This window comes from Bdellovibrio sp. BCCA (assembly GCF_037996825.1).
Lineage (GTDB): Bacteria > Bdellovibrionota > Bdellovibrionia > Bdellovibrionales > Bdellovibrionaceae > Bdellovibrio.
The window spans coordinates 856,566-876,919 of sequence record NZ_JBBNAC010000001.1; the positions used below are offsets into that span (position 1 = coordinate 856,566).

At 44.7% G+C, this 20,354-nt stretch carries 26 protein-coding genes and 1 tRNA gene; 17 read left to right on the forward strand and 10 right to left on the reverse strand.

Annotated features, from left to right (window positions below; translation table 11 throughout):
- Window positions 1-45 precede the first annotated feature (45 nt).
- Entirely contained in the window at window positions 46-918 is an 873-nt protein-coding gene (locus tag AAAA78_RS04245) for an SDR family oxidoreductase (protein WP_340590498.1), read from the reverse strand.
- 98 nt (window positions 919-1,016) lie between these two features.
- Here AAAA78_RS04245 and AAAA78_RS04250 point away from each other — a divergent pair, with 98 nt between their 5' ends.
- The 4 genes from AAAA78_RS04250 to AAAA78_RS04265 are packed head-to-tail and all read left to right on the forward strand — an operon-like array spanning window position 1,017 to window position 4,198.
- Window positions 1,017-1,895: a LysR family transcriptional regulator gene (locus AAAA78_RS04250; protein ID WP_340590499.1), complete on the forward strand. Its 879-nt coding sequence runs from the start codon at window positions 1,017-1,019 to the stop codon at window positions 1,893-1,895.
- Between the two features lie 23 nt (window positions 1,896-1,918).
- Window positions 1,919-2,248, forward strand: coding sequence for a DUF1904 domain-containing protein (locus AAAA78_RS04255; protein WP_340590500.1), 330 nt, complete (start codon window positions 1,919-1,921; stop codon window positions 2,246-2,248).
- Window positions 2,249-2,306: 58 nt separating this feature from the next.
- Window positions 2,307-3,713: a DNA-3-methyladenine glycosylase 2 family protein gene (locus AAAA78_RS04260; RefSeq protein ID WP_340590501.1), complete on the forward strand. Its 1,407-nt coding sequence runs from the start codon at window positions 2,307-2,309 to the stop codon at window positions 3,711-3,713.
- Window positions 3,710-4,198, forward strand: coding sequence for a methylated-DNA--[protein]-cysteine S-methyltransferase (locus AAAA78_RS04265; protein WP_340590502.1), 489 nt, complete (start codon window positions 3,710-3,712; stop codon window positions 4,196-4,198). Before AAAA78_RS04260 ends, AAAA78_RS04265 begins: the two co-directional genes overlap by 4 nt.
- On the opposite strand, the gene AAAA78_RS04270 is transcribed toward AAAA78_RS04265, so the two are convergent.
- Together AAAA78_RS04270 and AAAA78_RS04275 are read right to left on the reverse strand one after the other, a co-directional pair.
- A complete protein-coding gene (locus AAAA78_RS04270; RefSeq protein ID WP_340590503.1) occupies window positions 4,195-5,442 on the reverse strand; it encodes an NAD(P)/FAD-dependent oxidoreductase in 1,248 nt (415 codons plus the stop codon). The genes AAAA78_RS04265 and AAAA78_RS04270 overlap by 4 nt on opposite strands.
- 53 nt (window positions 5,443-5,495) lie before the next feature.
- The gene (locus AAAA78_RS04275) at window positions 5,496-6,539 is read right to left on the reverse strand and encodes an SDR family NAD(P)-dependent oxidoreductase (RefSeq protein WP_340590504.1); all 1,044 of its coding nucleotides are present in this window, start codon (window positions 6,537-6,539) and stop codon (window positions 5,496-5,498) included.
- Between the two features lie 140 nt (window positions 6,540-6,679).
- On the opposite strand from AAAA78_RS04275, the gene AAAA78_RS04280 reads away from it, so the two are divergent.
- Entirely contained in the window at window positions 6,680-7,534 is an 855-nt protein-coding gene (locus tag AAAA78_RS04280; RefSeq protein WP_340590505.1) for a YihY/virulence factor BrkB family protein, read from the forward strand.
- 10 nt (window positions 7,535-7,544) lie between these two features.
- Here the strand turns inward: AAAA78_RS04280 and AAAA78_RS04285 are convergent, their stop codons facing one another.
- On the reverse strand, window positions 7,545-8,006 hold the full coding sequence (locus AAAA78_RS04285; RefSeq protein WP_340590506.1) for a hypothetical protein: 462 nt from the start codon (window positions 8,004-8,006) through the stop codon (window positions 7,545-7,547).
- A gap of 144 nt (window positions 8,007-8,150) precedes the next feature.
- Between AAAA78_RS04285 and AAAA78_RS04290 the strand changes: the two genes are divergently transcribed.
- Window positions 8,151-8,732, forward strand: coding sequence for an NADPH-dependent FMN reductase (locus tag AAAA78_RS04290; RefSeq protein WP_340590507.1), 582 nt, complete (start codon window positions 8,151-8,153; stop codon window positions 8,730-8,732).
- A 75-nt stretch (window positions 8,733-8,807) separates the two neighbouring features.
- Here the strand turns inward: AAAA78_RS04290 and AAAA78_RS04295 are convergent, their stop codons facing one another.
- Both AAAA78_RS04295 and AAAA78_RS04300 read right to left on the reverse strand, forming a co-directional pair.
- Window positions 8,808-10,292: a MerR family transcriptional regulator gene (locus tag AAAA78_RS04295; protein WP_340590508.1), complete on the reverse strand. Its 1,485-nt coding sequence runs from the start codon at window positions 10,290-10,292 to the stop codon at window positions 8,808-8,810.
- A gap of 204 nt (window positions 10,293-10,496) precedes the next feature.
- Window positions 10,497-10,573: transfer RNA gene (locus tag AAAA78_RS04300), tRNA-Pro, on the reverse strand.
- 82 nt (window positions 10,574-10,655) lie between these two features.
- Here AAAA78_RS04300 and AAAA78_RS04305 point away from each other — a divergent pair.
- Entirely contained in the window at window positions 10,656-11,318 is a 663-nt protein-coding gene (locus AAAA78_RS04305) for a hypothetical protein (protein WP_340590510.1), read from the forward strand.
- Here AAAA78_RS04305 and AAAA78_RS04310 read toward each other — a convergent pair.
- Complete coding sequence (locus AAAA78_RS04310; protein WP_340590511.1) at window positions 11,315-11,521, reverse strand: hypothetical protein; 207 nt, start codon at window positions 11,519-11,521, stop codon at window positions 11,315-11,317. The two genes, AAAA78_RS04305 and AAAA78_RS04310, sit on opposite strands and share 4 nt — an antisense overlap.
- Before the next feature lie 150 nt (window positions 11,522-11,671).
- Here AAAA78_RS04310 and AAAA78_RS04315 point away from each other — a divergent pair, with 150 nt between their 5' ends.
- Window positions 11,672-12,070: a hypothetical protein gene (locus AAAA78_RS04315; protein ID WP_340590512.1), complete on the forward strand. Its 399-nt coding sequence runs from the start codon at window positions 11,672-11,674 to the stop codon at window positions 12,068-12,070.
- Window positions 12,071-12,146: 76 nt separating this feature from the next.
- Here AAAA78_RS04315 and rpsR read toward each other — a convergent pair whose 3' ends face one another.
- Entirely contained in the window at window positions 12,147-12,416 is a 270-nt protein-coding gene (gene rpsR / locus AAAA78_RS04320) for a 30S ribosomal protein S18 (protein WP_295903368.1), read from the reverse strand.
- A gap of 171 nt (window positions 12,417-12,587) precedes the next feature.
- Here rpsR and rpmB point away from each other — a divergent pair, with 171 nt between their 5' ends.
- The 9 genes from rpmB to AAAA78_RS04365 all read left to right on the forward strand — a co-directional run bounded on the left by rpmB (window position 12,588) and on the right by AAAA78_RS04365 (window position 18,859).
- Window positions 12,588-12,872 (forward strand): 50S ribosomal protein L28, encoded by a 285-nt coding sequence (gene rpmB / locus AAAA78_RS04325; RefSeq protein ID WP_340590513.1) that lies wholly within the window; start codon window positions 12,588-12,590, stop codon window positions 12,870-12,872.
- 12 nt (window positions 12,873-12,884) lie between these two features.
- A complete protein-coding gene (locus tag AAAA78_RS04330) occupies window positions 12,885-13,139 on the forward strand; it encodes a KOW motif domain-containing protein (protein WP_340590514.1) in 255 nt (84 codons plus the stop codon).
- A gap of 175 nt (window positions 13,140-13,314) precedes the next feature.
- Window positions 13,315-13,665, forward strand: a complete 351-nt coding sequence (locus AAAA78_RS04335; RefSeq protein WP_340590515.1) for a hypothetical protein — start codon at window positions 13,315-13,317, stop codon at window positions 13,663-13,665.
- Window positions 13,666-13,669: 4 nt separating this feature from the next.
- Window positions 13,670-14,509 (forward strand): carbon-nitrogen hydrolase family protein, encoded by an 840-nt coding sequence (locus AAAA78_RS04340; RefSeq protein WP_340590516.1) that lies wholly within the window; start codon window positions 13,670-13,672, stop codon window positions 14,507-14,509.
- 80 nt (window positions 14,510-14,589) lie between these two features.
- Window positions 14,590-14,841 (forward strand): hypothetical protein, encoded by a 252-nt coding sequence (locus AAAA78_RS04345; RefSeq protein ID WP_340590517.1) that lies wholly within the window; start codon window positions 14,590-14,592, stop codon window positions 14,839-14,841.
- Window positions 14,842-14,915: 74 nt separating this feature from the next.
- Window positions 14,916-16,652 (forward strand): electron transfer flavoprotein-ubiquinone oxidoreductase, encoded by a 1,737-nt coding sequence (locus AAAA78_RS04350; RefSeq protein ID WP_340590518.1) that lies wholly within the window; start codon window positions 14,916-14,918, stop codon window positions 16,650-16,652.
- Between the two features lie 52 nt (window positions 16,653-16,704).
- Complete coding sequence (locus AAAA78_RS04355) at window positions 16,705-17,829, forward strand: THUMP domain-containing class I SAM-dependent RNA methyltransferase (RefSeq protein WP_295903387.1); 1,125 nt, start codon at window positions 16,705-16,707, stop codon at window positions 17,827-17,829.
- A gap of 149 nt (window positions 17,830-17,978) precedes the next feature.
- Entirely contained in the window at window positions 17,979-18,386 is a 408-nt protein-coding gene (locus tag AAAA78_RS04360) for a hypothetical protein (protein WP_340590519.1), read from the forward strand.
- Window positions 18,383-18,859 carry a Mut7-C RNAse domain-containing protein gene (locus AAAA78_RS04365; RefSeq protein WP_340590520.1) on the forward strand — a complete coding sequence of 159 codons (477 nt, stop codon included), beginning with the start codon at window positions 18,383-18,385 and terminating at the stop codon, window positions 18,857-18,859. The genes AAAA78_RS04360 and AAAA78_RS04365 overlap by 4 nt, the downstream gene beginning before the upstream one ends.
- A 54-nt stretch (window positions 18,860-18,913) precedes the next feature.
- Here the strand turns inward: AAAA78_RS04365 and AAAA78_RS04370 are convergent, their stop codons facing one another.
- The gene (locus AAAA78_RS04370) at window positions 18,914-19,279 is read right to left on the reverse strand and encodes a hypothetical protein (RefSeq protein WP_340590521.1); all 366 of its coding nucleotides are present in this window, start codon (window positions 19,277-19,279) and stop codon (window positions 18,914-18,916) included.
- Between the two features lie 11 nt (window positions 19,280-19,290).
- The gene (gene lpxD / locus AAAA78_RS04375; RefSeq protein ID WP_340590522.1) at window positions 19,291-20,337 is read right to left on the reverse strand and encodes a UDP-3-O-(3-hydroxymyristoyl)glucosamine N-acyltransferase; all 1,047 of its coding nucleotides are present in this window, start codon (window positions 20,335-20,337) and stop codon (window positions 19,291-19,293) included.
- Between the last annotated feature and the right edge of the window lie 17 nt (window positions 20,338-20,354).

Below are 20,354 nucleotides of genomic sequence, written 5' to 3' on the forward strand. Positions count from 1 at the left end.
TAATTTTAATTGAAACAAAAAAGCCCGGTCTGCACCGGGCTTTTTTTATTTTAAAATGTTCTGACGATTTTCTTGTAGGAAGTCTTTAATATCTTTAGGAGCACGTCCTGAAAGTTCCAGAACAGCACTAGTGACTTGATTCGCATAGCCTTGTTTGGCTGTCACATCAAAGGATACGAAAAGATCCGCCCACGTTTCAGGAAGTCCTGACTTCATCAAAGCTTGTTTGAACTCAGACTCTGGCATGTCGATGTAAGGAAGGGATCGGCCCGCGATTTCACTGACAATACCTGCAATGTCTTCGTAACTGACGGCGCGAGGTCCTGTGACATCAGTCACGGTGTTTTGTGTATAAGAAGCAGAGAGCGCACCAGCCGCCGCATTAGCGCAGTCTTCTCTGGTCACGTAAGCTGTTTTTCCTTTTCCTGCGGTCCCTGCAAAAGCTCCCATGCTCAAGGCTGTGGCGAGGGCCGGAAGTAAATTATCTGCATAAAGATTATTTCTTAAAAATGTATAACTGAGTCCGCTTGATTGAATCATTTTTTCTGTTTCAAAATGCTCTGGAGCGACCGCAGCAGGAGCTTTGTCCGGATGAGGATAAGACGTGTAAATAATGTGTTTCACTCCGGCTTTTTTTGCAGCCTCAACTGCGTTTTTATGTTGAGCAATGCGTGAACCAATTGCATCGGTACTGATGAGCAAAAGGCGGTCAGCTCCCTTAAATGCTTCCGCGAGAGAAGAGGCGTCATTGAAATCAGCGGCGCGGATAGTGACTCCGCGTTTTGCGTATTCATTTAGTTTTTCTGGATTGCGGGTTGTCGCAATAATGTTTCTTTTTGGGCCTTTTAATAAAGTATCTAAGACCAGTTTGCCTAGGTGTCCTGAAGCGCCTGTTACTAAGAGTGTCTCTGTGCTCATTGTGTTTCTCCTTGATAGACACATCATAACTTTAAGAAAACCTTCTGATTAGATAGTAAAATGTGGAAATATTATCCGGATAACCGTATAATGAAAGAATGCAATTAGACGGAATAGATATCTTTGTAAAGGTCGTGCAAGCAGGAAGCTTTACCAAAGCGGCAAAACTCTTAGGAATGCCGCTAACGACGGTGAGTGGGAAGGTCGCACTTTTGGAAAAACGTCTTGGCGTGACCTTGCTTCACCGAACCACTCGAAAACTAAATCTTACAGAAGCGGGGGAAGCGTATTTTCGCCGTTGCCTGCGAGTCTTAGATGAAGTAGAGGCGGCAGAAAAGGAACTCACTACGAAGCGTAGTGAGCCGGAAGGAACTTTGCGCATCACTTCTACGATCGACGTCGGTCATATTATTTTGCCTCCTATCATTAAAGAATATCTTAAACGTTATCCCAAAATGCGTGTCGAACTGGTGGCAACCAATCGCTTGGTGGATTTAATTTCAGAAGGTGTGGACTTAGCGATTCGTATTGGATCTTTGAAGGATTCCACAATGGTCGCTCGAAGATTTTTGGAATCGCAAGCTTCCTTGTGGGCGAGTGCCGCCTATGTGAAAAAGCATGGACTTCCCAAACATCCCCGTGATTTGGAAAAGCACCAGTGTATTAGTTTTTCCGCAGAGAAAAATAACAACATCCGCCTCAGTCGTCAGGGGGAAACGCAAACAGTCGCCTTTCCGAGTCGCATTGTTGTGGATGATATGGAATCCACGAAAGCTTTTGTGATGCAAGGAGACGGCATCGGTCTTATTCCTCAGTTCTTGTGTGAAGAAGAAGCAAGGCAGGGAAAACTTATTCCAGTTCTTCCCCAGTGGACGTGGGGATCGTTGAGTTTGTCTTTTGTGTATCCAGCGCAGCGCTTTGTCGCTCCGAAAGTGCAGTCCTTTATTGAATGCGCGTTGAAATCCTTGAAGGACTAGGCACTTCTTGTTAGATTCTCGCCATGCCACATATTCGCATGCGTGCCGTTAAAAAAGATCATGTGCGTCAGCTCAGCCAAAACTTAGCTCCTGAATTAGCTCAGGTCATGAGTACGGCAGAAGACAATTTTACTTTTGAATGTATTGCGACTGAGTTTTTCTTTCAAGGTCAGGCCACAGTGTCTTATCCATTTGTAGAAGTCCTCTGGTTTGCCCGCTCTCAAGAAGTCCAAGATTCCTCAGCGCGGATTATTACGGACAAGGTCAAAGCCTTAACTGGAGCGGAAGACGTTGTAGTGGTTTTTCAAGTCCTGGAAAAATCATCTTATTACGAAAACGGCCAGCATTTCTAAATTGGTCATGTCCGAAAACCGCCAGTTGTGGTAGGGTTGGGGAGTTATGATCAAGGGCATGAAAGAGCTTTCCTCAGAAGACTTAAAAAAGATCATCAAAAGAAGTGATCCCCGCTACGATGGACACTTTTATTTTGGCGTAAAAACGACAGGCATTTACTGCCGTCCTGTGTGCCCGGCAAAACCGAAGCCTGAAAATATTTTGATTTTTAAAAGTGCTAGCGAAGCTGAAAATGCGGGATATCGTCCTTGTTTGCGCTGTCGTCCTGATGCGGCTCCTGGCAGTAAAATTCTACAAGGAACTGTGAATAGTGTTTCAAGAGCTTTACGTATTATTGATGAGACGACAGAAGACTCGTTAAACGTGGCAACCCTGGCAGATAAAGTGGGAATGACAGATCGTCATTTACGTCGTCTTTTTGACGAGCATCTGGGCGCTTCTCCCATTGAAATTCTTGTGACAAAACGCCTGCACTTGGCAAGACAGTTGATTTTGCAAACCTCAAATCCCATTACGGATATCGCTTTGGCTGTGGGATTTAAATCCATTCGCCGTTTCAATGAAGCTTTTAAGACTTTATATAGAGTAACGCCGTCACAAGTTAGAAAAGAATCTTCTGGCGAAAATAAATCCGAACTGACTTTGTCTATCTCGGTGCGGGCTCCTTTTGATTGGCAAAATATTCTTTCGTATCTGACTCGTCATGAAACTTATGGAGTGGAACAAGTCACCTCAGATGTTTATGTGCGATTTATTCCTATCGAGAAAGGTGCAGCCTCAATTCGTGTGCGCTATGAGAAAAAAGACAATGCTCTTAAAATTGAGACAACTCATCTTCCGTTACTGAATATACGCCAGAGTATCGCTTTGTTAAAACATCTTTTCGACACCGAGCACAACCCGGTGCATTTGCCTCAGTCTTTGAAGATGAAGCCTCAAGGTGTTCGTATTCCGGGATGCTACGATGGATTTGAAGTGGCCGTTTCTATTATTTTGGGTCAGCTTGTTTCTACGGAGCATGCTAAGAAGAAAGTGAAAGACTTAGTTTTGCGCTTTGGAAAAAAGATCAGCGATACGGAAGAAATTTATATATTTCCGACGCCGCAAACACTGAGCAAAGCAAAGATTGAAGAGTTGGGAGTGACGAAAGTGAAAGCCGCCGCCATTCGCAGCTTGAGTGAAGCTGTTTTAAGCGGGGAGATCGTATTATCTCCCATGGCGGATTCTGAAGCTGTCAGAAAAAAACTTTTAGCTATTAAAGGTATCGGCCCTTGGACAGTCGAGATGATTGCGATGCGATGCCTTGGAGATTCGGATGCCTTTCCGGCCAACGATCTTATTGTGGAAAGAGCGATTAAAAATAGAATGATTCAAGTGGAAGAGTGGGCGTCTTTTCGTGCGTACCTTGTTCATTGCCTTTGGCGGGATTCCGTATCCGTTTCTAAGAAAGGAAAATCTTTATGAGTTTCTATTACCAAATTATTGAAAGTCCTATTGGAGATCTTCACGCCATTGCCGATGATGAAAGTCTTTGGATTCTTGGACATGATACGAATATCAAGGCACTCAAGGCGAAATTTCCTGAGGTCGTAAAAAAAGAAAATGAAATCATCGCGGATGTGCGCAAGCAGCTTAAGGAATATTTTTCCGGCAAGCGCCAAGATTTTGATGTGCCAGTGACTTTGAAGGGAACCGAGTTTCAATGCCAGACCTGGAAGGCCCTTTCAAAAATTCCTTACGGAAAAACGGTGAGCTATCAAGAGCAAGCGACAAAGCTTCGTAAGCCCTTGGCCGTGAGAGCTGTAGGACGCACAAACGGTTTAAATCCGATTTCCATCATCTTGCCTTGCCACAGAGTCATCGCAAAGTCCGGGCACTTAACAGGATATGCAGGCGGATTAAAAGCCAAAGAATTCCTTTTGGACCTTGAAAAGCGCCACTCTGATTAAAAACGATTCACATCCAAAACTTTCAGATCCACAAACGGCGACTTGCCCTCAAGAAGATCCGAGACAAGCAGGCCCGTTCCTGCTCCACTTTGCAGACCCAACATCTGATGTCCTAAAGCGAGCATTAAGTTCGAAATATTTTTGTGATAACCAATCAAAGGCACTCCATCAGGAGTGCAGGGGCGAAGTCCGGCCCACAATTCTTGAACCTGAAGTTCTTGAGGAAGATGCAAAAACTCTCTCGCACCTTTTTTGATATTTTCCACTCTTTGCGGCGTGATAGAAAAATCTTGGTCAACCAATTCTAGAGTTCCAGCAATGCGTAAAGAATTCTGTCGGGGAGTGATGGCGATTTTCTTTTCAACCAGCATCATGGGATACTGCGGCTGTTTTTCTAAAGGCGGAACGATCATTGCGTAACCTTTTCCACCTAGAACGGGAACGCGGAGACGCATGATGCGTGCTAAAGATTTCGACCAGCTTCCGGTTGCCATCACGACTTGTTTAGCGTGAATTTCTCCTTGTGAAGTCAGAACCTTTTCGACCTTGTCTCCGGAGACCACAAGATCTTTCAATTCACATTGTTCAAGAATCTCTCCACCGTGAGCACGAATTTCTTTTGCAAAAGCCTGCACAACTAAAAAGGGCTCTGCCATGGCTTCGTGAGAAAAATAAACGCCACCTAACAAAGGAGCCTTCAAGGCCGGTTCCATTTCTTGAATATCGTCGGAGTTTAAAACTTTTCCAGGAACGCCAAGATTTTTAACGTAGTTCAATTCTTCAACAGCCGCAGCGACGCCAGATTTTGTCTGACTCACCATCAAAAGACCTTTTTGCTGAAAGTGAATCTCTGGATATTTTTGTCCAAGCTTTTCATATTCCGTCAAACTTTTTTGCGAAAGAACAACCAGCGCATCCACTGCGCGTTTTGCCTGAGTTTCATTCATAGCCTTCATAAATTGAAAAAGCCACGAAGCGAGATCCAAAGAAAACGAAGGTTTGATATAAAGAGGACTTTCCGGATCCAAAAGCCACTTCATGGATTTGATCAACATTCCCGGCATCGGTAAAGGCATCGCAAAACAAGGCGTCATCCATCCTGCGTTTCCGTAAGAGCAGCCTTTCCCAACTTGTCCTTTATCAATTACACAAACTTTGGCGCCACGACGAGAAAGTTCCGCACCCACCGCCGTACCAATAATGCCAGCGCCTACTACCAAGATATCGACTTCTTTTTTTTGCATGCCTTATTTGATGAAGTTTCCCGTTAAAAAGCAATAGGTCTAGGTGGCCTGGTCTAGTGATCTTCACCCCGAATGGATCCTTCGTTATTGCGAAGGGCGGCCTTTTCATTCAAAGCCGTCAGTACTGAGGGAGAGATTCCGGAATGAGCGTCCTTACCTTCAACAACCAAGTCCGAATCATCAGTCGGCCCTGGCATAACCACGTTAGCCAAATGAACAATGTCAGAAAAAAAGTTAGGAAAACGCGCTTGAAGGACCGTCGCTATTTTCGTAGAAGCTGAAATCATCAACTCCGCTTTGCCGTACTTACTGGCATCAACAATTTTCTGCGCAGCTCTTTCAGCGTTGGTACTTAACCCTGGCAGTGAGGCTAATATAGAAAACCACGCATACTCTTTTTCCACTTGCCCCTTAAAAGTCGCGTGATCAATAGAACCCGTACGCATCACACTTGGTGAGACTGTTGTAACATAAATCTTGTCGCGAAGAAGTTCCGCTCGCAAAGTGCGAGAGTAACCAACCAGTGCATGCTTACCGGCACAATAAGCAGCTCGGTGAGGAACGGGAACAAGCCCGCCAATCGACGCAATGTTGATGATACGAGCTCCTGCTTTCAGATAAGGACGGCAAGCTTCAATAAGGTGATAAGGTGCCCAGAAGTGGATCGCCAAAGATTCTTCGAAGTCTTCTTCGGTGGCATTTTGAATAGGAGCTGAGGAAATGATTCCCGCGTTGTTCACAAGCACATCAATTTTACCAAATTCATCCAAAATATCTGACACCGTGTAAGCGATGTCGTCGGGTTTAGTACAGTCGCAAACAAAGCAGTGCACTAAAGTTTCCGGGTAACGATGCTGAATAATATTTTGAGCACGATGAAGTTCTTCTTCATCACGAGCTAAGAGGGCAATGCTTGCACCGGCTTTCGCAAATTTTTCTGCAAGAACCAACCCCAGCCCTCGAGAACCTCCGGAGATGACAACGACGGCTCCTTTAAAAGTTCGGGCACGAAATTCATCACGTATTTTTGAGGCGACAATGGCAGAGGAAAATCCAACTCCGAAGGCAGTTAAAATTTTTTTTGCTGAGCTGGCCATGGGAAGTTCTCCTTATCAGAATGAGTAACTCATCTTAGTCCGAAGGAAAGAAGAAGGATATTTGTCAAATATTCCTCTGTGTTTTAGCGAAGGCGATTTTTTAACGTGTCTCGTTTTTCGATTTGAATAAAAAATAGGTTATGAATTGGTTGTTCCAACGTCTTAAGTCCATAAACTACAAACGGCTTTCTTCAAAGATTGGCGAGGATGACATTTTAGAGATGTCAGCTTCTTTGGCGTTTTACACAGCATTGTCTCTTGCGCCTCTCTTGGTTCTTCTTTTGACGTTTATTTCACTGATTAACGAAAGCTTTCAAGAACAGCTTCTTTTACAGATTCAAGGTCTGATCGGAAGCGAAGCCAGTAAACTCATTCGAGAGATTGCCAAGAATGTGGATAAGCAACCGAAAGTTCGGGATCTGGCCGGAGTTCTCGGTCTTGTCACTTTGCTCTTATCCGCTGGAGCTATTTTCGGAGATCTTCGTCATTCCTTAAATAGAATTTTTCAAGTGACTCTAGAGCAAAAATCAGAAAAGGGAGGATCATTTGTGACGGGGGTTTGGGGATTTCTAAAAGAAAAACTTTTTAGTATGGGAATGGTTTTAACATTCGTTTTTATTTCTATTGTTTCTTTGATGGTATCGTCGGTCTTGTCTCTTTATCTGAAAGGCAGTGATCAGGTTGTTGGACAAGTTGTTAACTTTATTGTTTCGCTCTGTATTTTTTGGATTTTATTTTCAACAATTTATTTTTTCATTCCGCAAAGAGATGTCAGTAAAAAAGTGGCGGCGACATCGGGGCTTATTACGGCGATTTTGTTTTCAATCGGAAAAACATTGATAGGTCTTTACCTTGGCCAGAGCGCAGCGGCTTCTTTGTATGGGGCCGCCGGCTCTTTCATTGTTTTACTGATGTGGGTCTACTATTCCTCTGCCATTATTTATTTCAGCGCAGAACTTGCGCATGAAATTAACAATAAAGAGACGAAATCTTAGCCTGAGCGGTTCAGACGATCGCATTAAGTTCTTGTACTAAGGACGACACTTGCTCTTGAGAAAGAGAATCTACCTTAGCGAGATCGCTTTCCATCACAGCCATCTCTTTTCGTGTCTTTGCAAGAAAGTGAATACTTAATACGACGGCAAGTAAAATCAGAAGACCGGGAATGCTTAAAAGACCCAGCAGTGTGATCGCATAAGCTTGTCTTAAAGATCTGTTTTTATCGTGGGTAACGATATCAGGACTTAAAGTTTGAAAGTTTGAATTTGTGTAAGACCAATAGAGATTTAATTTTTCCAAATTGGCATTCAAAGTTTTTAGTTTCACGGAATTAAGACGTCTGCGAACCATGTAGATATTAAAGCCACTCACCATAAGTGAGAGGACAAGACAGACGGCCCAAATTCCGACAACTATTTCAATCATAACTCTGCCAGTGCTTTGAAGTTTGTGATTTAACTTTACCACTGGAGCATTCAAAACTCTTTGCCCGCAGTGTCGCAAAGCACGAATACGAGAAAGAGATTGTATTGTCGCAGCTCACATGAAGGCGCATATCCTAAGGTCCTCTGAGATTTTAAAATTGATGTGTTTATAAACGTGGAGGAAAAAATGCCTGTCAGAAAAGTCGCCGTTATCGTGGGAAGTCTTCGCAAGGAATCATTCAATCGTAAAATGGCGAAAGTTCTTCTGGGTCTTGCGCCATCGTCACTAAAACTTGAGATCGTCGAAATCGGGGATCTGCCGCTTTACAATCAAGACCTCGACGATGAAAATCGGCCTCCCGAAATCTGGCAGAAGTTCAGAACGCAAATCAAAGGTTATGAAGGCGTTCTTTTCGTCACACCCGAATACAATCGTTCTATTCCCGGTGTTTTGAAAAACGCTATCGACGTGGGGTCTCGTCCTTACGGAAAAAGTGTCTGGGAGGGGAAACCCGCCGCCGTGGTGAGCGTTTCTCCAGGAGCCATCGGTGGCTTTGGCGCCAACCATCATCTTCGCCAGTGCATGGTGTTCTTGAATATGCCAGCGATGCAGCAACCGGAAGCTTACATCGCCAACGCGGCGAAAGTTTTTAAAGACGACGGATCTTTAGCCCAAGATGAAACGCGTAAGTTTTTAGAAAAATTTATGAAATCTTTTGCGGAGTGGGTGGAGTTGCATTGTGAAGAAATTCGACCCGGGCATTCTTAAGTTGGTTCCCGAGAGGGGCTCGGGCCTTCCGAGCCCTCAGTCGAATATCTATAACAATATTAAATCCCAGGACCTCTAAGCTTTTAAATAAAATTCGTGAGGAGTGGGTTTGTATCCAAATTCAAACCAAACGAGGCCGTGCTCTTTTTCCCAAGCCTCAAGTGTCGCGATGTACTCTTTTGGCCAAAGTCCTTTTAAAATCGCAGTCTGCTTGTACTGAAGCCAGCCATTCACCGAATGGGCTTTTGAGTAGACCTTCTTACAACTAGAAAGTAATAATTTTCTAGTTTCAGTGTCATTCACCTTCTCAAGAGCAGAGACCTCAAGAGAGTTTTCATTATTAGCGATCGCTCTTTGAATTCTGTTCGCCTCAAGAATTGAGACTCCCGTTGTTCTTGCGAAAATTTTAAGCCAATCCTCACGGAATATTAACAAGCCTTTAGTGTCCTTCAGTTCCGGTAAAGAGTTTGGACAAGCGGCCTCCATTCGTGGGTAAGCAAAAAACGCCTCACGCATTCCTAACGACATTAAACAGTCTTGAACCATATAATCCATAGGGCCTTGGAAGCTATTTACCTTGAAGAACCCTTCAAGCTCCTCATTCTTCCATCGAGATTTTTCGCGCCATTCGACAGAGCTATTTTGATGCGCGTGGAAGTTGGGACTCCAATCGAGCCAGAAGAGACCTCGCGTGCCATTTTTAGGAGCTTGTAAAATTATCGGATCATAGTCGGAAAAAGAATTAAATTCCACTTTGCCGATTTGTTTTTCAAGGGATTTAAAAATATCTAAAAGCGGACTTCGAAAGGCGATGACTTCAACGCCCGTTTTTTGTGTGAGCTCATCGCACATTCGACCAATTTCTTGGTGACGGGAATACTCAACATCCAGCCAAACAAATTTGGTGGCACTGAAAAGTTCCGGCAACAGTCCATAATCCATCGGATTTCTTTTGGAATAGCCTTCGCCAAATAAAACCAGACTCCCTGCTGAATTTCCGCGCCCAGGGCCCAAAAGAATATTTTCTTTTTTTGCGTATTCGATAATTTGACGAATTCCAGTAATAACTTGCTTTTTCTCATGGGAATAAAGCGAGATTTCTTCGCGCATGTGTAAGAGCGCAAGCTCATCGACAACGCCTTTTCTTTTTAGATTGTTCTCACTGATTTCTATGATGTTCTCCATAACTTGACTCCTCTCAGTCTCTGACAATTCCTTGTCTTGTTTTAAAGAGGTCAAAATGGATTCCAGGCTTTTTATCTGTTGCTGCATTTGCGAGACACTTTTGCGGCTCTCGCAAAGGCGCGCTTCCAGAAGTTCTTGCAGTGATTGCTCGTTCGTTTCGCGCAACAACGTCTTGATTTGCTCCAGCGGAAAACCAAGATGTTTGTAGTGCACAATGCGTTTCGCCGCTGAGATTTGCTCAGTCGTGTAAACGCGGTAACGGCTTTCACTCCGAGTGTGGGGAGATAAAATCTCCTTCTCCTCATAGAGGCGCAGCGCTTTAATGGAAAGCCCCGTGCGTTCGCCAAATTCGCTGATAGTAAGCCAGTTCTTCATCATGAACCTCTGATACTAAGGCTCAAGTCCGCCCCAAGGGCAGAGTAAAGTGGAAAAAAGCAGCAGATCCTGTCTTCAAACGCACTGCGTGTTTTGGGTTTCCACCATCGACCGAGTAGAACCGTAGAACCTTAATTGGGTAGAGCCGGTGCTGAAAAGAAAAAACCCAGTGTTTCCACTGGGTTTTGATTTTAAAAAATAAAATGGTCGGGGAGATAGGATTCGAACCTACGACCCTCTGGTCCCAAACCAGATGCGCTACCAGACTGCGCTACTCCCCGACGAGGACAGGAACATAAAAAATTAGAGGCCTGTTGTCAAATCACTAGATACTAACGCACGACATAAGCTATTCTTTTTTTCATGGAAAACTTCATCAACTCGCTTCCGAAGCCCGTTCTTGCCATTTTAGCTATAATAATAGGCATTTTTGTCTTTATGTTGATCAACCCACCGCACACGGTGTGTGACACGCAAGCTTCCACTTTCAAAGAAACTCAAGCCGGAAACATCTTTCCGACCGTGGTTAAGAAAAATAAAATCCCTCCGGCGATTGTTCGCGCCAAAGAAGCCTGCCAGCTCGGGAACAGTGCGGGTTCTTGCTACGAATATTTTATGGTGCTTAAAAAAGTGGCGGATGATGTCGGCAAAGCTTCAAGTGAATGCACGGCTCAGCTTTACAATATCACCGAAGTGAAATCAGCATTGAATGACGGCATTGAGTTGATGGCGCGCCTGGCTTGGGGAATAAAACCACCAGAGCCAGGGCTTGAAAGATTCGGCTGGATGCAAGAGGCAGAGATAGCCGTGTTCTGCCGTTTGAAGAGTGTGTACCTCCGCGCGAATGGGGAGGAGGCGTGGGCTGCGCTTCGTAAGAAGGTCGCTGCGAAACTTCCTGGTGAGGAAGTTCCTTTTTCATCGGACCCTGCGCAGGCAACTGTGGAGCCAAAAAAAGCGACAGAGATGTTAGCGGAACAAGATATTTGGAACCGCAGTTTGTTCTCTGTGCGCTGTGAAGCTTTCTAGAGAGACACCACCTCCAAAGATTTCCACTGTGGTTTGTGATTGCGATATTCCAACCGGCCGTACAGAGCGAAGTTTTCGTCGTTGCGGTTTTGAATCACGTAAGTCAGAGATTGAATGCGTTGCAAACTCCACTCTGCCGGATTCAAACCGAAGTTTTTAAGTTGTGCCTGAAGTTTCAAAAGAGTCATTTCGTAAGATTTCATAGGAACCGTCCTTTTAAAGTTTGTGTTTCGTTCGCCATGTCCCTTGTGCAAGGCGAAAGCCGGACGGTGCGTCTGGTAAGCTGCAATTAAACGTTGCTAGAGGTGCTTAAGCCCTTGAGTTGTCTGGGGCGGTGGTCTACGTTCTTGGATATGAGACGCAATGCTTTCCTTGGATATTTAATCGCACAAGTCGTCGTCATCGTTCTGGTGACGGTTATCTTTAAAACCATTCCCGATCGTCAGATTGCAGCCACCGTGGCAGGAGTCCTCTTTGTCGGACTTCCGGTGGTTTTGATGGCGCTGGAATATAAGAGAGCTCAGCTCAGCCAGTTTTTCTGGTTTGTGGCGGTTCTTCAGTTTTGGACGTTGTTTGCTTTGCCGATCTTGGGAATTCGGCTCTTAAATTGGGGAGTTTCCTTTGAGGAGTTATCGTTTATTGGAATTCCCGGACCTGTGCTGCATCAGTGGTCCAGTAAAAGTTACATGGTGATGGTGATCTTCACCGCGTGGACTTGGTTTAAACTCTCTCGCAAGCCTTCAGAACAGTAGGTCAGAAAATAAAAAAGCCGGCGATAAACCGGCTTTTTTCTTCCCATCAGGAAATCATTATTTCAGCAGAGAGCTATTAGATCTCGAAAGGAACTGGAGAGATCGCTTCAGCTCTGTGGAAATTATCGTAAGAATCAGAACCAGAAGGCAATAGGCCTAGGTTACGAGCTTTCTTAACTGCAGCAGCAACTTTCTTTTGTTGAGCTACGCTAAGCTTAGAGATTCTAGATGGAGTGATTTTACCACCGTCACCGATAAAACGTGTCAAAGAAGCTGGATCTTTGTAATCGAATACGTGATCGCCTGAGAATTCCTGACGGTATTTGCTACGAGTTGTCTTTTTCATTACTATCCTCTTTCGATTTCCTTTTGGTTAGCGAGTTAATGTGTGTACAAGAAAAAAGAGTTGCCATCAAGTGTCTTTTTACTTTATATGGTTACTTCTTGTTTGCAGCGCCCCTATTAAGTTTGAAGGATGGCGTTGACCCAGACTTTAGATGAGCCAGAGGAGCTTAGAATGAGCAGATGTGAAATTACTGGAAAAGGCCCTGTTGTTAAGAACTTGGTGTCTCACTCCAACATTAAAACTAAATCGACAGCTCAACCAAATGTTCAGAAAAAACGCATCTTTAGCCGCGTTTTGAACCAAATGGTGAGATTGCAAATCGCTACTAGCGCGATCCGTGATATGGAACACGTTGGCGGTTTCGATAACTACATTCTTAATTCAGACGATTCCAAGCTTTCAAAAAGAGCTATGGCCGTTAAATTGAGAATCAAAAAGAAAATTTCTTCTAAGTAATTGAGGCCGTAAATGAAATTGAAAATTAAAAAAGGCGCGACTGTACAAGTTATCACTGGCTCTGACAAAGGTAAGAAGGGTTCAGTTTTGGCTGTTGATGCTAAAAATATGAAAGTTCAAGTTCAAGGTGTGAAAGTACAAACACACTACGACAAAAAAGACGGTCTTTTGAAAAAAGAAGGCTTCATCGACTACTCAAATGTGAAGATGGTTGAAGCTGCTGCGAAAAAGACTTCTAAAAAAGCTACTAAGTCTAAAAACGCGTAGTTTTTAAGTCAGACGGATCTGTCATAGGATCCGTCGGCAAAGTTTGCCTAAGACAAAGTCTAAATTTGGTCCTTAAGGCGATCTCTCCATTTAAGTCTCTAATATAGCTGCGTAAAATCTAAGTTGGGTTTACAAAGATTACTTTGACCTAACTTGTTAAAAGAGGAGAGGCAGCTTGAAAAGGGATCAAATCTCAGCATTAAAAAGCACAAAAGCACTGTTCTCGGCGACGATGACGGTGCTTTTTTTTTCGTCGTTGGCGTCCGCTGATCTAGGTGATTCTTTAGTGCTGTGCAAGCACAACAAAACTGTTCGCACATTGCGTGTTGAAATGGGCGAAGATCAAAAATGCAAAGCCATTTATACAAAGCAAGGTGTCGATGAAACAATCGGCTCAGGGCAGAATCCGAATTCTTGTGTTGAGTTTGTTTCCAACGTCCGAAAAAATCTAGAGGAAGCAAAGTGGAATTGTCGCGAAGTTAAAGAAGCGCGCACATCCACAGTCATCCCTGGCGGAGCGGAGTAAGTTTATGAGTTCAGAGTTGGTCGTCGCAGCAGTGCAAATGACATCAGTTGATGATGTCGAGGCCAACCTGAAACAAATCGAAACTCAGCTCGCAGAGATTTTTAAAAATTCTCAACCGCGCTTTGTGAGTTTTCCGGAAAACTGTCTTTATCTTCGTGTCGCTGAGGGCGAAAAAATCGAGGGACTGACTCTTTCTCATTCGGCATTTTCTAAACTTTCTGAGTTAGCAAAAAAATACAATACGCATTTGCACCTGGGTTCCGTTCCTCTCTATGTCGAGGGGCACCTTTATAACTCTTCGGTGCTTGTGACTCCGTCGGGAGACGCTCAGCCCACGTACCAAAAGCTGCACCTGTTTGATATTCAGCTTGAAGGGCAAAAACCTATTCGCGAGTCTGATGTTTTCCGTCATGGGCAAAAGCCGAACATCATCGAAGTCGACGGCTGGCGCATTGGTGAAGCGATTTGTTACGACGTGCGTTTTGCCGAGTTGTTTTCTCAATACGCGCGCCAAGAAGTGGATTTGATTTTGTTGCCTGCGGCCTTCCTTGTGAAAACGGGGGAAGCTCACTGGGAGATTTTGCTTCGTGCACGTGCAATTGAGAGTCAATCTTATGTGATGGCGGCGGCTCAAGGTGGCACTCATCGAAGTACTAAGACCGGGGCGACTCGTGAAACTTACGGTCATAGTTTGATTATTGATCCGTGGGGCACAGTGGTGGGGCAAGTGGCAGAACGTGCTCAAGGCGCCACAGTCGCGAAGCTTTCTCGTGAGCGTATCGACAAGGTCCGCCAACAGATCCCGATGAAATTCCATCGTCGTCTTCAGTTGCCTAAAGTCTAGAAATCCTGCACTATTTCAATGACAATTTTCTCAATTAGCTTTTAATATGCGCTCGAAGCGCTAAGCCAAGGAGCTGGATTATGATCCGAGTTTTCTTAGTTTTGTTTCTGCTATCCTCAGGGGTGATTTTTAAAGCTCATGCGCAGGACGAGGCCGCCGAAGCTCCGCAATACGACGAAGCTCGTGAAGCCGAAATCGCGCAAAAAGCCAAGAAGCGCCTTTATCCCGGCGGCAGGGATGAAGAGGATTTAAAAGTCCAAAGCCAAGTTTCTACACCCGTAAGAAAAATGGCGCCACAGGCTGAAATTAAAGAAGAGCCTGTTGAAGAGTAGGACGGCAGTCCGCAGTGCCGGAGCGCCTGTGGCGCGGAGGCTGGAGCAGCTTCAAGTTAGATTTAGGAGTATTTATGTCAATGTATAATGATCTACCAGAAGGCGTAACTCGCGAAACCATGGATGTCGACGTATTGATCGTCGGCGGTGGTGCTGCGGGACTTTCTTGCGCGCTTCATTTGCAAAACCAAATTCAACAACACAACGAAGATGTTTCAGCGGGTCGCAAACAAGGCGAACAAATTCCTGAGCAAATGATCGTTGTTCTCGAAAAAGCTTCTGAGATCGGTGCACATAGTTTCTCTGGCGCAGTTTTAAATCCAAAAGCTTTGCGCGAGCTTGTTCCGAACTTTAAAGAAGAAGGTTGCCCTCTTGATTCTGAAGTGAAAAAAGATGCGGTTTACTATCTTGGATCTGATTTCTCTTTCAAACTTCCTATCACGCCTCCGCCGTTTCATAACGAAGGCAACTACATCATCTCTTTAAGCAAGTTCAACCGTTGGTTGGGAACGAAGTGTGAAGAGAAGGGTATCAATATCTTCCCAGGTTTCGCCGCTGTTGAAGCTTTGTATGAAGGTAACAAAATCGTAGGTGTTCGCACAGGCGATAAGGGGCGTGATAAAAACGGAAAACCAAAAGCGAACTTTGAACCGGGTTTGATTTTAAAATCCAAAGTCGTGATCTTCGCTGAAGGAACTCGTGGTTCGCTTTTCAAACAAGTTGAGAAAAAATTAGATCTTCGCGCTGGAAAAAATCCAGAAGTGTTCGAAGAAGGTGTGAAGGAAGTGATCCAAATGCCTCCGGGCACGGTGGAAGCAGGAAAGGTGATCCATACTCTTGGATTCCCTCTTTCTAAATCTATCGGTGGTACTTTCATCTACACAATCCCAGGTGATAAAATCATCGTAGGTCTTGTGGCTTACTTGGATACGCAAGATCCATTGCTTGATCCACACCGTGAATTGCAAAAATTGAAAACTCATCCGTTCCTGAAGAACATGCTTAAGGGCGGTAAAGTGGTGGCTTACGGTGGTAAGACATTGCCTGCGGGTGGCTGGTATTCAATGCCGAAACTTTATGGTGATGGATTCTTAGTTTGCGGTGACTCTGCCAGCATGGTGGATGTGCAAAAACTTAAGGGTATTCACTTGGCGATGAAATCCGGTATGCAAGCGGCAGAGACGATTGTTGAAGGCCTTGCAAAAGGTGGCGATTTCTCTGAAGCGACAACTCAAGCTTATGAAAAACGCATTGAAAGCAGCTACGTGAAAGACGAGTTGTACCGTGTTCGTAACTTCCATCAAACTTTAAGCAAAGGGATGTTTGCTTCCATGCCTTTAATCGCCTTGCAAGAGGCGACAGGCGGCCGTGGTCTTCACGATCATATGAAGATTGAGCATATCGACGCGGATACAACTGAAAAAGTCGTCGATATCTGGGGACCTTATGGTTTAGACCATGAAGAAAACCAGCTTCCGAAGCCAGATGGGGAGCTTTTCTTTGATAAGCTTTCGAGCGTCTATTTGACGGGAACGATGCATGATGAGGACTCTCCAAATCACTTGATCCTGAAGGATGGAGACATCTGCCGTACGGTATGTGAGCCTAATTACAAATCACCTTGTAATCATTTCTGCCCAGCTAGCGTATATGAGATGGTACCGTCTAAGGTCGAAGCAGGTAAGAAGGACTTACAAATCAATTATACTAACTGTATTCACTGTAAGACTTGTGATATTAAGTGCCCATTCGAAAACATCGAGTGGACCGTTCCTGAAGGGGGCGGTGGACCACAGTATCGCGAAACATAGAAGAATCAGCGCATAGGGACTGGTTCTTCTTAACAAAAGAAAGGACCAGCCCATGCCTCAATTTTTTGCCTCCACAGCCCGTGGCCTTGTTGAACCTCTAGAAAAAGAACTGAAAGAACTCGGACTTAAAGTCACTGACCGTTATATCGGTGGTGTGTTCTTTGAGAGCAACTGGGAAGGCTGTTACAAAGCCAATCTTCATTCCCGTTTAGCAAGCCGTATCTTGAAACCTGTTTTGGATTTCACGGCTTACCAACCTGAAGAACTTTATAACCAAATTCTTCGTCACGACTTCACAAAATATATTAAACCAACTCAAACGATTTCTATTGATGCGAGCATTTCTGATTCTAAGATGCGCGATCAACGTTTCGTTGCGATGAAGGTGAAAGACGCTATCGTCGATCAATTCCGCGAAAAATTTGGTGTGCGTCCTGACGTTGATAACGAAAATCCTTCTTTGCGCATTCACGTGCGCGCGATCAAGAATCAATTCAACGTGGCGATCGATACTTCGGGCGACAGCTTGTTTAAGCGTGGCTACCGTAAAGAAGTGGGCGAAGCTCCTTTGAAAGAAAACTTGGCAGCGGGTTTAATCAAAGTTTCTGAGTGGGACGGTCAAAGCCCTATTATCGACTTCATGTGCGGTTCTGGAACTTTCTTGATTGAAGCGGCGATGATGGCTTTGAACATCGCTCCGGGTATCAATCGTACAAGATTCGGTTTCCAAAACTGGTTGAACTACGAAAAGGAAACTTGGGAAAAAGTTGTTCAAGAAGCGATGGATGCGGAAAAAGAAGAACTTCCATTTAAATTCTATGGTTACGACATCGACAACCGCGTTTTGAAAAATGCAAAAGACAATGCAAAACGCGCGGGCGTAGATCAAGTGATCGAATTCAAAAAAGAATCCGTAGCGACTGTTGAACCTCCTGTAGAAAAAGGTTTGATCATCGTGAATCCTCCTTATGGTGCGCGTATCGGCGACGAAGACAATCTTCGCGACGTGTATCGTGATTTGAGCTTCACATTGAAGCACAGATTCAAAGGCTGGGACGCTTGGGTTCTTTCTGGAAACAAAGAATTGATCCAAGATTTGAAATTAAAATCGACTCGTAAGCACTTCGTGTTCAACGGAAATATCGAGTGCCGTTTCCTTAAATATAGTATGTTTTAGCGCGGACGCGCAGGATGTCGCAGCGGGCGTCGGCCCGCGAAGACTGGACTTTGTTCAGCTGTGATTGTTTTGCGAAGTGTCTCCGTCCTGTGAGGGCTGTTTCCTGGCCATCGTGGCCAGGAAAGTAGAGAATTTTACCTGAGGTTTTTGTGAAGAGATTTTTTTTGTTGTTGTTTGTGTTTCCTTCTTTTGGTTGGGCTGCTTTGCCGGTTCTCAATTACAAAAACGTGGAGTGCCAACTTCGCGTTGATGGGAAACTTGTAAAAACGCAGTCCCAACCTTTGATGACTTTGATCATTGAAGACAGTCTTGGGCGTTTTACGCAGATCCAGTTTGGTGATGAGCAAAAGAAAATCCAATATCAACTTTTACTTGAGAACGCTCCAGCGACAAGTGAATCAGGACTTTCTTTGGCTTCGACAGATGGGGCTGTTCTTGTTTTGCAAAACCTGATGATCGACACTCTAGAAAGTTCTTCTGAGTTTTCAGCGAAAGATGTAACCTGGGTTCGGATTGCACAAGGCACACACAGTGTGTCCTGCTCTCTGAAACCATGAATGATGAAATTCAATTTTTAGTCGACGAAAATCTATTGGGCCTGGTGAGGCAGCTCCGCATGATGGGTGTGGATGCGGCCTCTTATAAATCAGTCAGTGACGATGAGTTGCTGACGATCTCCGAAAAAGAAAATCGTATTCTTCTTACTAAAGACCGCCGCTTATTTCACAGAATTCCCGAAGGGCGCGGTTATCTTGTCCAAAGTGAACCCCCTGAAGAACAACTGCTTGAAGTTTTAAAACATTTTTCTATAGGGGAAAGTGACGAGGCTTTAGCGCGCTGTTTTGAATGCAATACACTTATCGAAGAAGTACCGAAAGAATCTGCGCGGGGGCGCGTGGATGCAAAGACCTTTGCAATTTACGGTGTCTTTTATGAGTGTCCGACATGTCATCGCATCTATTGGGAAGGTTCGCACTTTGAAAAACTTCTTAAGAAAGTAGAGCGAATAAGAAACGCCGTTAGAAAATAAAAAAGGTCTTTGGAATTACCAGAGACCTTTTTAGTTTTAACTTTTCAAAAAAAATTAGAACGGCTTGTTCACAGCGATAAACGCTGCTGACGTGCCAAGGCCCCAAAGTAGAACAGCCACAGGCCAACCGATGTAGCCTTTTCTTTTAACCAAAGAAATACCGATTCCCAAAAGAACCCAGATGCCGATCTTTGCTTGAACCCAAGCAGGCAAGCCAGAAACAAGTCCCAAGCGAGCGGCCATTCCGAAACCACTCACCAAGATCAGCAATAGACCAATACCGTGAGTGACAAAGCCCATGATGCGAGCTGGTTTTTTAAGTTCCACTTTTGCGTAAGCCGCAATAAGAAGTCCGCCGAAGCCAAAGAACAGAAGCATTAGGCCAAGTAGGTGAAGGACTTTATAAAACTGATAGGACATGATGTGTCTCCTTATTCTGCATTAAGGCCCAAGTGTTTTAGGACGCGAGCCAGGTCTTTTCTCATTCTTGTAATATGGGTTTTATTGGCCAATGTTTTAAGAGCGTCACGGAGAGGTTCTAAAGGATAACCTCCGTATTGGCCAGGCTCTGTGATGTTGAAAGTGACAGCACCACGTCCTGCAATCACGACACGGTCACAGACAGTGATATGATCAGAGATGGCGGCTTCTCCGCCGAACATGCAGTTGTTGCCGATCGTACTTGAACCTGCGACTTTAAATCCGGCCGCCATCACGCAGTTGTCTCCGATCACGACGTTATGAGCGATGTGACAGAAGTTATCCATCTTTGTGCCGTGACCGATTTTAGTTTCCGTGAGAGCCGCGCGATCCACAGCGCAGTTTGCTCCTAATTCCACATTGTTTCCGATCACGACGCGACCGATTTGTGGAATCTTTTTGTGAGTTCCCTCTTTGGTCATCGCAAAAGAAAATCCATCGGCACCGATTGTCGTGTGTGGATGAATTTCACAGTGAGAGCCTAGTGTGCAGTGTGCACCGATGAAAACTTGCGGATGAATCAAAGAGTGATCGCCGATTTCGGCATAACATTCGATAATAGTCTGTGCGCCGATCGTACAACCGTCGCCGATTTTTGCTTGTTCGCCGATCACCGCGTAAGGTCCCACGCTCACGTTTTTGCCAAGATGCGCGGAGGGATGAACAACTGCTGTGGAATGAATTTTCGTTTCTTGGTTGAAGCGATTCATCTTTCCGTCAAACAGCGGAAGAACTGCAGCCATTCCAAGTTGAATGGAGCCTGTTTGAAAGAATGTGCTCTTCGTATCCGTCGGAAGCGAAAGTGATTTGTGAGCGACAATGATCGCAGCATTAGCTTGCAAAGCCTGATTGAGTTGATCCGGTTTTGAAACGAAAACCAGACTCTCAGAGTCACTTTTTTCAGGTGGAAGAACCTTGGTTGCAACAGCCTCTGCACGGCCAGAAACGAAGGTGAGATCGGACGACTTAAGATCTTTAATAACTTCTGCTGTAATCATAGTGATGCCTCGCGCTA

Excerpts from the sequence above, each read along its gene's own strand:
- AAAA78_RS04370 (WP_340590521.1), bottom strand. The coding sequence starts at position 19,279 with ATGTCCTATCAGTTTTATAAAGTCCTTCACCTACTTGGCCTAATGCTT.
- AAAA78_RS04345 (WP_340590517.1), top strand. The coding sequence starts at position 14,590 with ATGATCCGAGTTTTCTTAGTTTTGTTTCTGCTATCCTCAGGGGTGATT.
- AAAA78_RS04290 (WP_340590507.1), top strand. The coding sequence starts at position 8,151 with ATGCCTGTCAGAAAAGTCGCCGTTATCGTGGGAAGTCTTCGCAAGGAA.
- rpmB (WP_340590513.1), top strand. The coding sequence starts at position 12,588 with ATGAGCAGATGTGAAATTACTGGAAAAGGCCCTGTTGTTAAGAACTTG.
- AAAA78_RS04275 (WP_340590504.1), bottom strand. The coding sequence starts at position 6,539 with ATGGCCAGCTCAGCAAAAAAAATTTTAACTGCCTTCGGAGTTGGATTT.
- lpxD (WP_340590522.1), bottom strand. The coding sequence starts at position 20,337 with ATGATTACAGCAGAAGTTATTAAAGATCTTAAGTCGTCCGATCTCACC.
- rpsR (WP_295903368.1), bottom strand. The coding sequence starts at position 12,416 with ATGAAAAAGACAACTCGTAGCAAATACCGTCAGGAATTCTCAGGCGAT.
- AAAA78_RS04260 (WP_340590501.1), top strand. The coding sequence starts at position 2,307 with ATGAAAGAGCTTTCCTCAGAAGACTTAAAAAAGATCATCAAAAGAAGT.
- AAAA78_RS04365 (WP_340590520.1), top strand. The coding sequence starts at position 18,383 with ATGAATGATGAAATTCAATTTTTAGTCGACGAAAATCTATTGGGCCTG.
- AAAA78_RS04255 (WP_340590500.1), top strand. The coding sequence starts at position 1,919 with ATGCCACATATTCGCATGCGTGCCGTTAAAAAAGATCATGTGCGTCAG.
- AAAA78_RS04280 (WP_340590505.1), top strand. The coding sequence starts at position 6,680 with ATGAATTGGTTGTTCCAACGTCTTAAGTCCATAAACTACAAACGGCTT.
- AAAA78_RS04350 (WP_340590518.1), top strand. The coding sequence starts at position 14,916 with ATGTCAATGTATAATGATCTACCAGAAGGCGTAACTCGCGAAACCATG.
- AAAA78_RS04270 (WP_340590503.1), bottom strand. The coding sequence starts at position 5,442 with ATGCAAAAAAAAGAAGTCGATATCTTGGTAGTAGGCGCTGGCATTATT.
- AAAA78_RS04265 (WP_340590502.1), top strand. The coding sequence starts at position 3,710 with ATGAGTTTCTATTACCAAATTATTGAAAGTCCTATTGGAGATCTTCAC.
- AAAA78_RS04310 (WP_340590511.1), bottom strand. The coding sequence starts at position 11,521 with ATGAAATCTTACGAAATGACTCTTTTGAAACTTCAGGCACAACTTAAA.
- AAAA78_RS04250 (WP_340590499.1), top strand. The coding sequence starts at position 1,017 with ATGCAATTAGACGGAATAGATATCTTTGTAAAGGTCGTGCAAGCAGGA.
- AAAA78_RS04315 (WP_340590512.1), top strand. The coding sequence starts at position 11,672 with ATGAGACGCAATGCTTTCCTTGGATATTTAATCGCACAAGTCGTCGTC.
- AAAA78_RS04330 (WP_340590514.1), top strand. The coding sequence starts at position 12,885 with ATGAAATTGAAAATTAAAAAAGGCGCGACTGTACAAGTTATCACTGGC.
- AAAA78_RS04340 (WP_340590516.1), top strand. The coding sequence starts at position 13,670 with ATGAGTTCAGAGTTGGTCGTCGCAGCAGTGCAAATGACATCAGTTGAT.
- AAAA78_RS04305 (WP_340590510.1), top strand. The coding sequence starts at position 10,656 with ATGGAAAACTTCATCAACTCGCTTCCGAAGCCCGTTCTTGCCATTTTA.
- AAAA78_RS04295 (WP_340590508.1), bottom strand. The coding sequence starts at position 10,292 with ATGAAGAACTGGCTTACTATCAGCGAATTTGGCGAACGCACGGGGCTT.
- AAAA78_RS04245 (WP_340590498.1), bottom strand. The coding sequence starts at position 918 with ATGAGCACAGAGACACTCTTAGTAACAGGCGCTTCAGGACACCTAGGC.
- AAAA78_RS04355 (WP_295903387.1), top strand. The coding sequence starts at position 16,705 with ATGCCTCAATTTTTTGCCTCCACAGCCCGTGGCCTTGTTGAACCTCTA.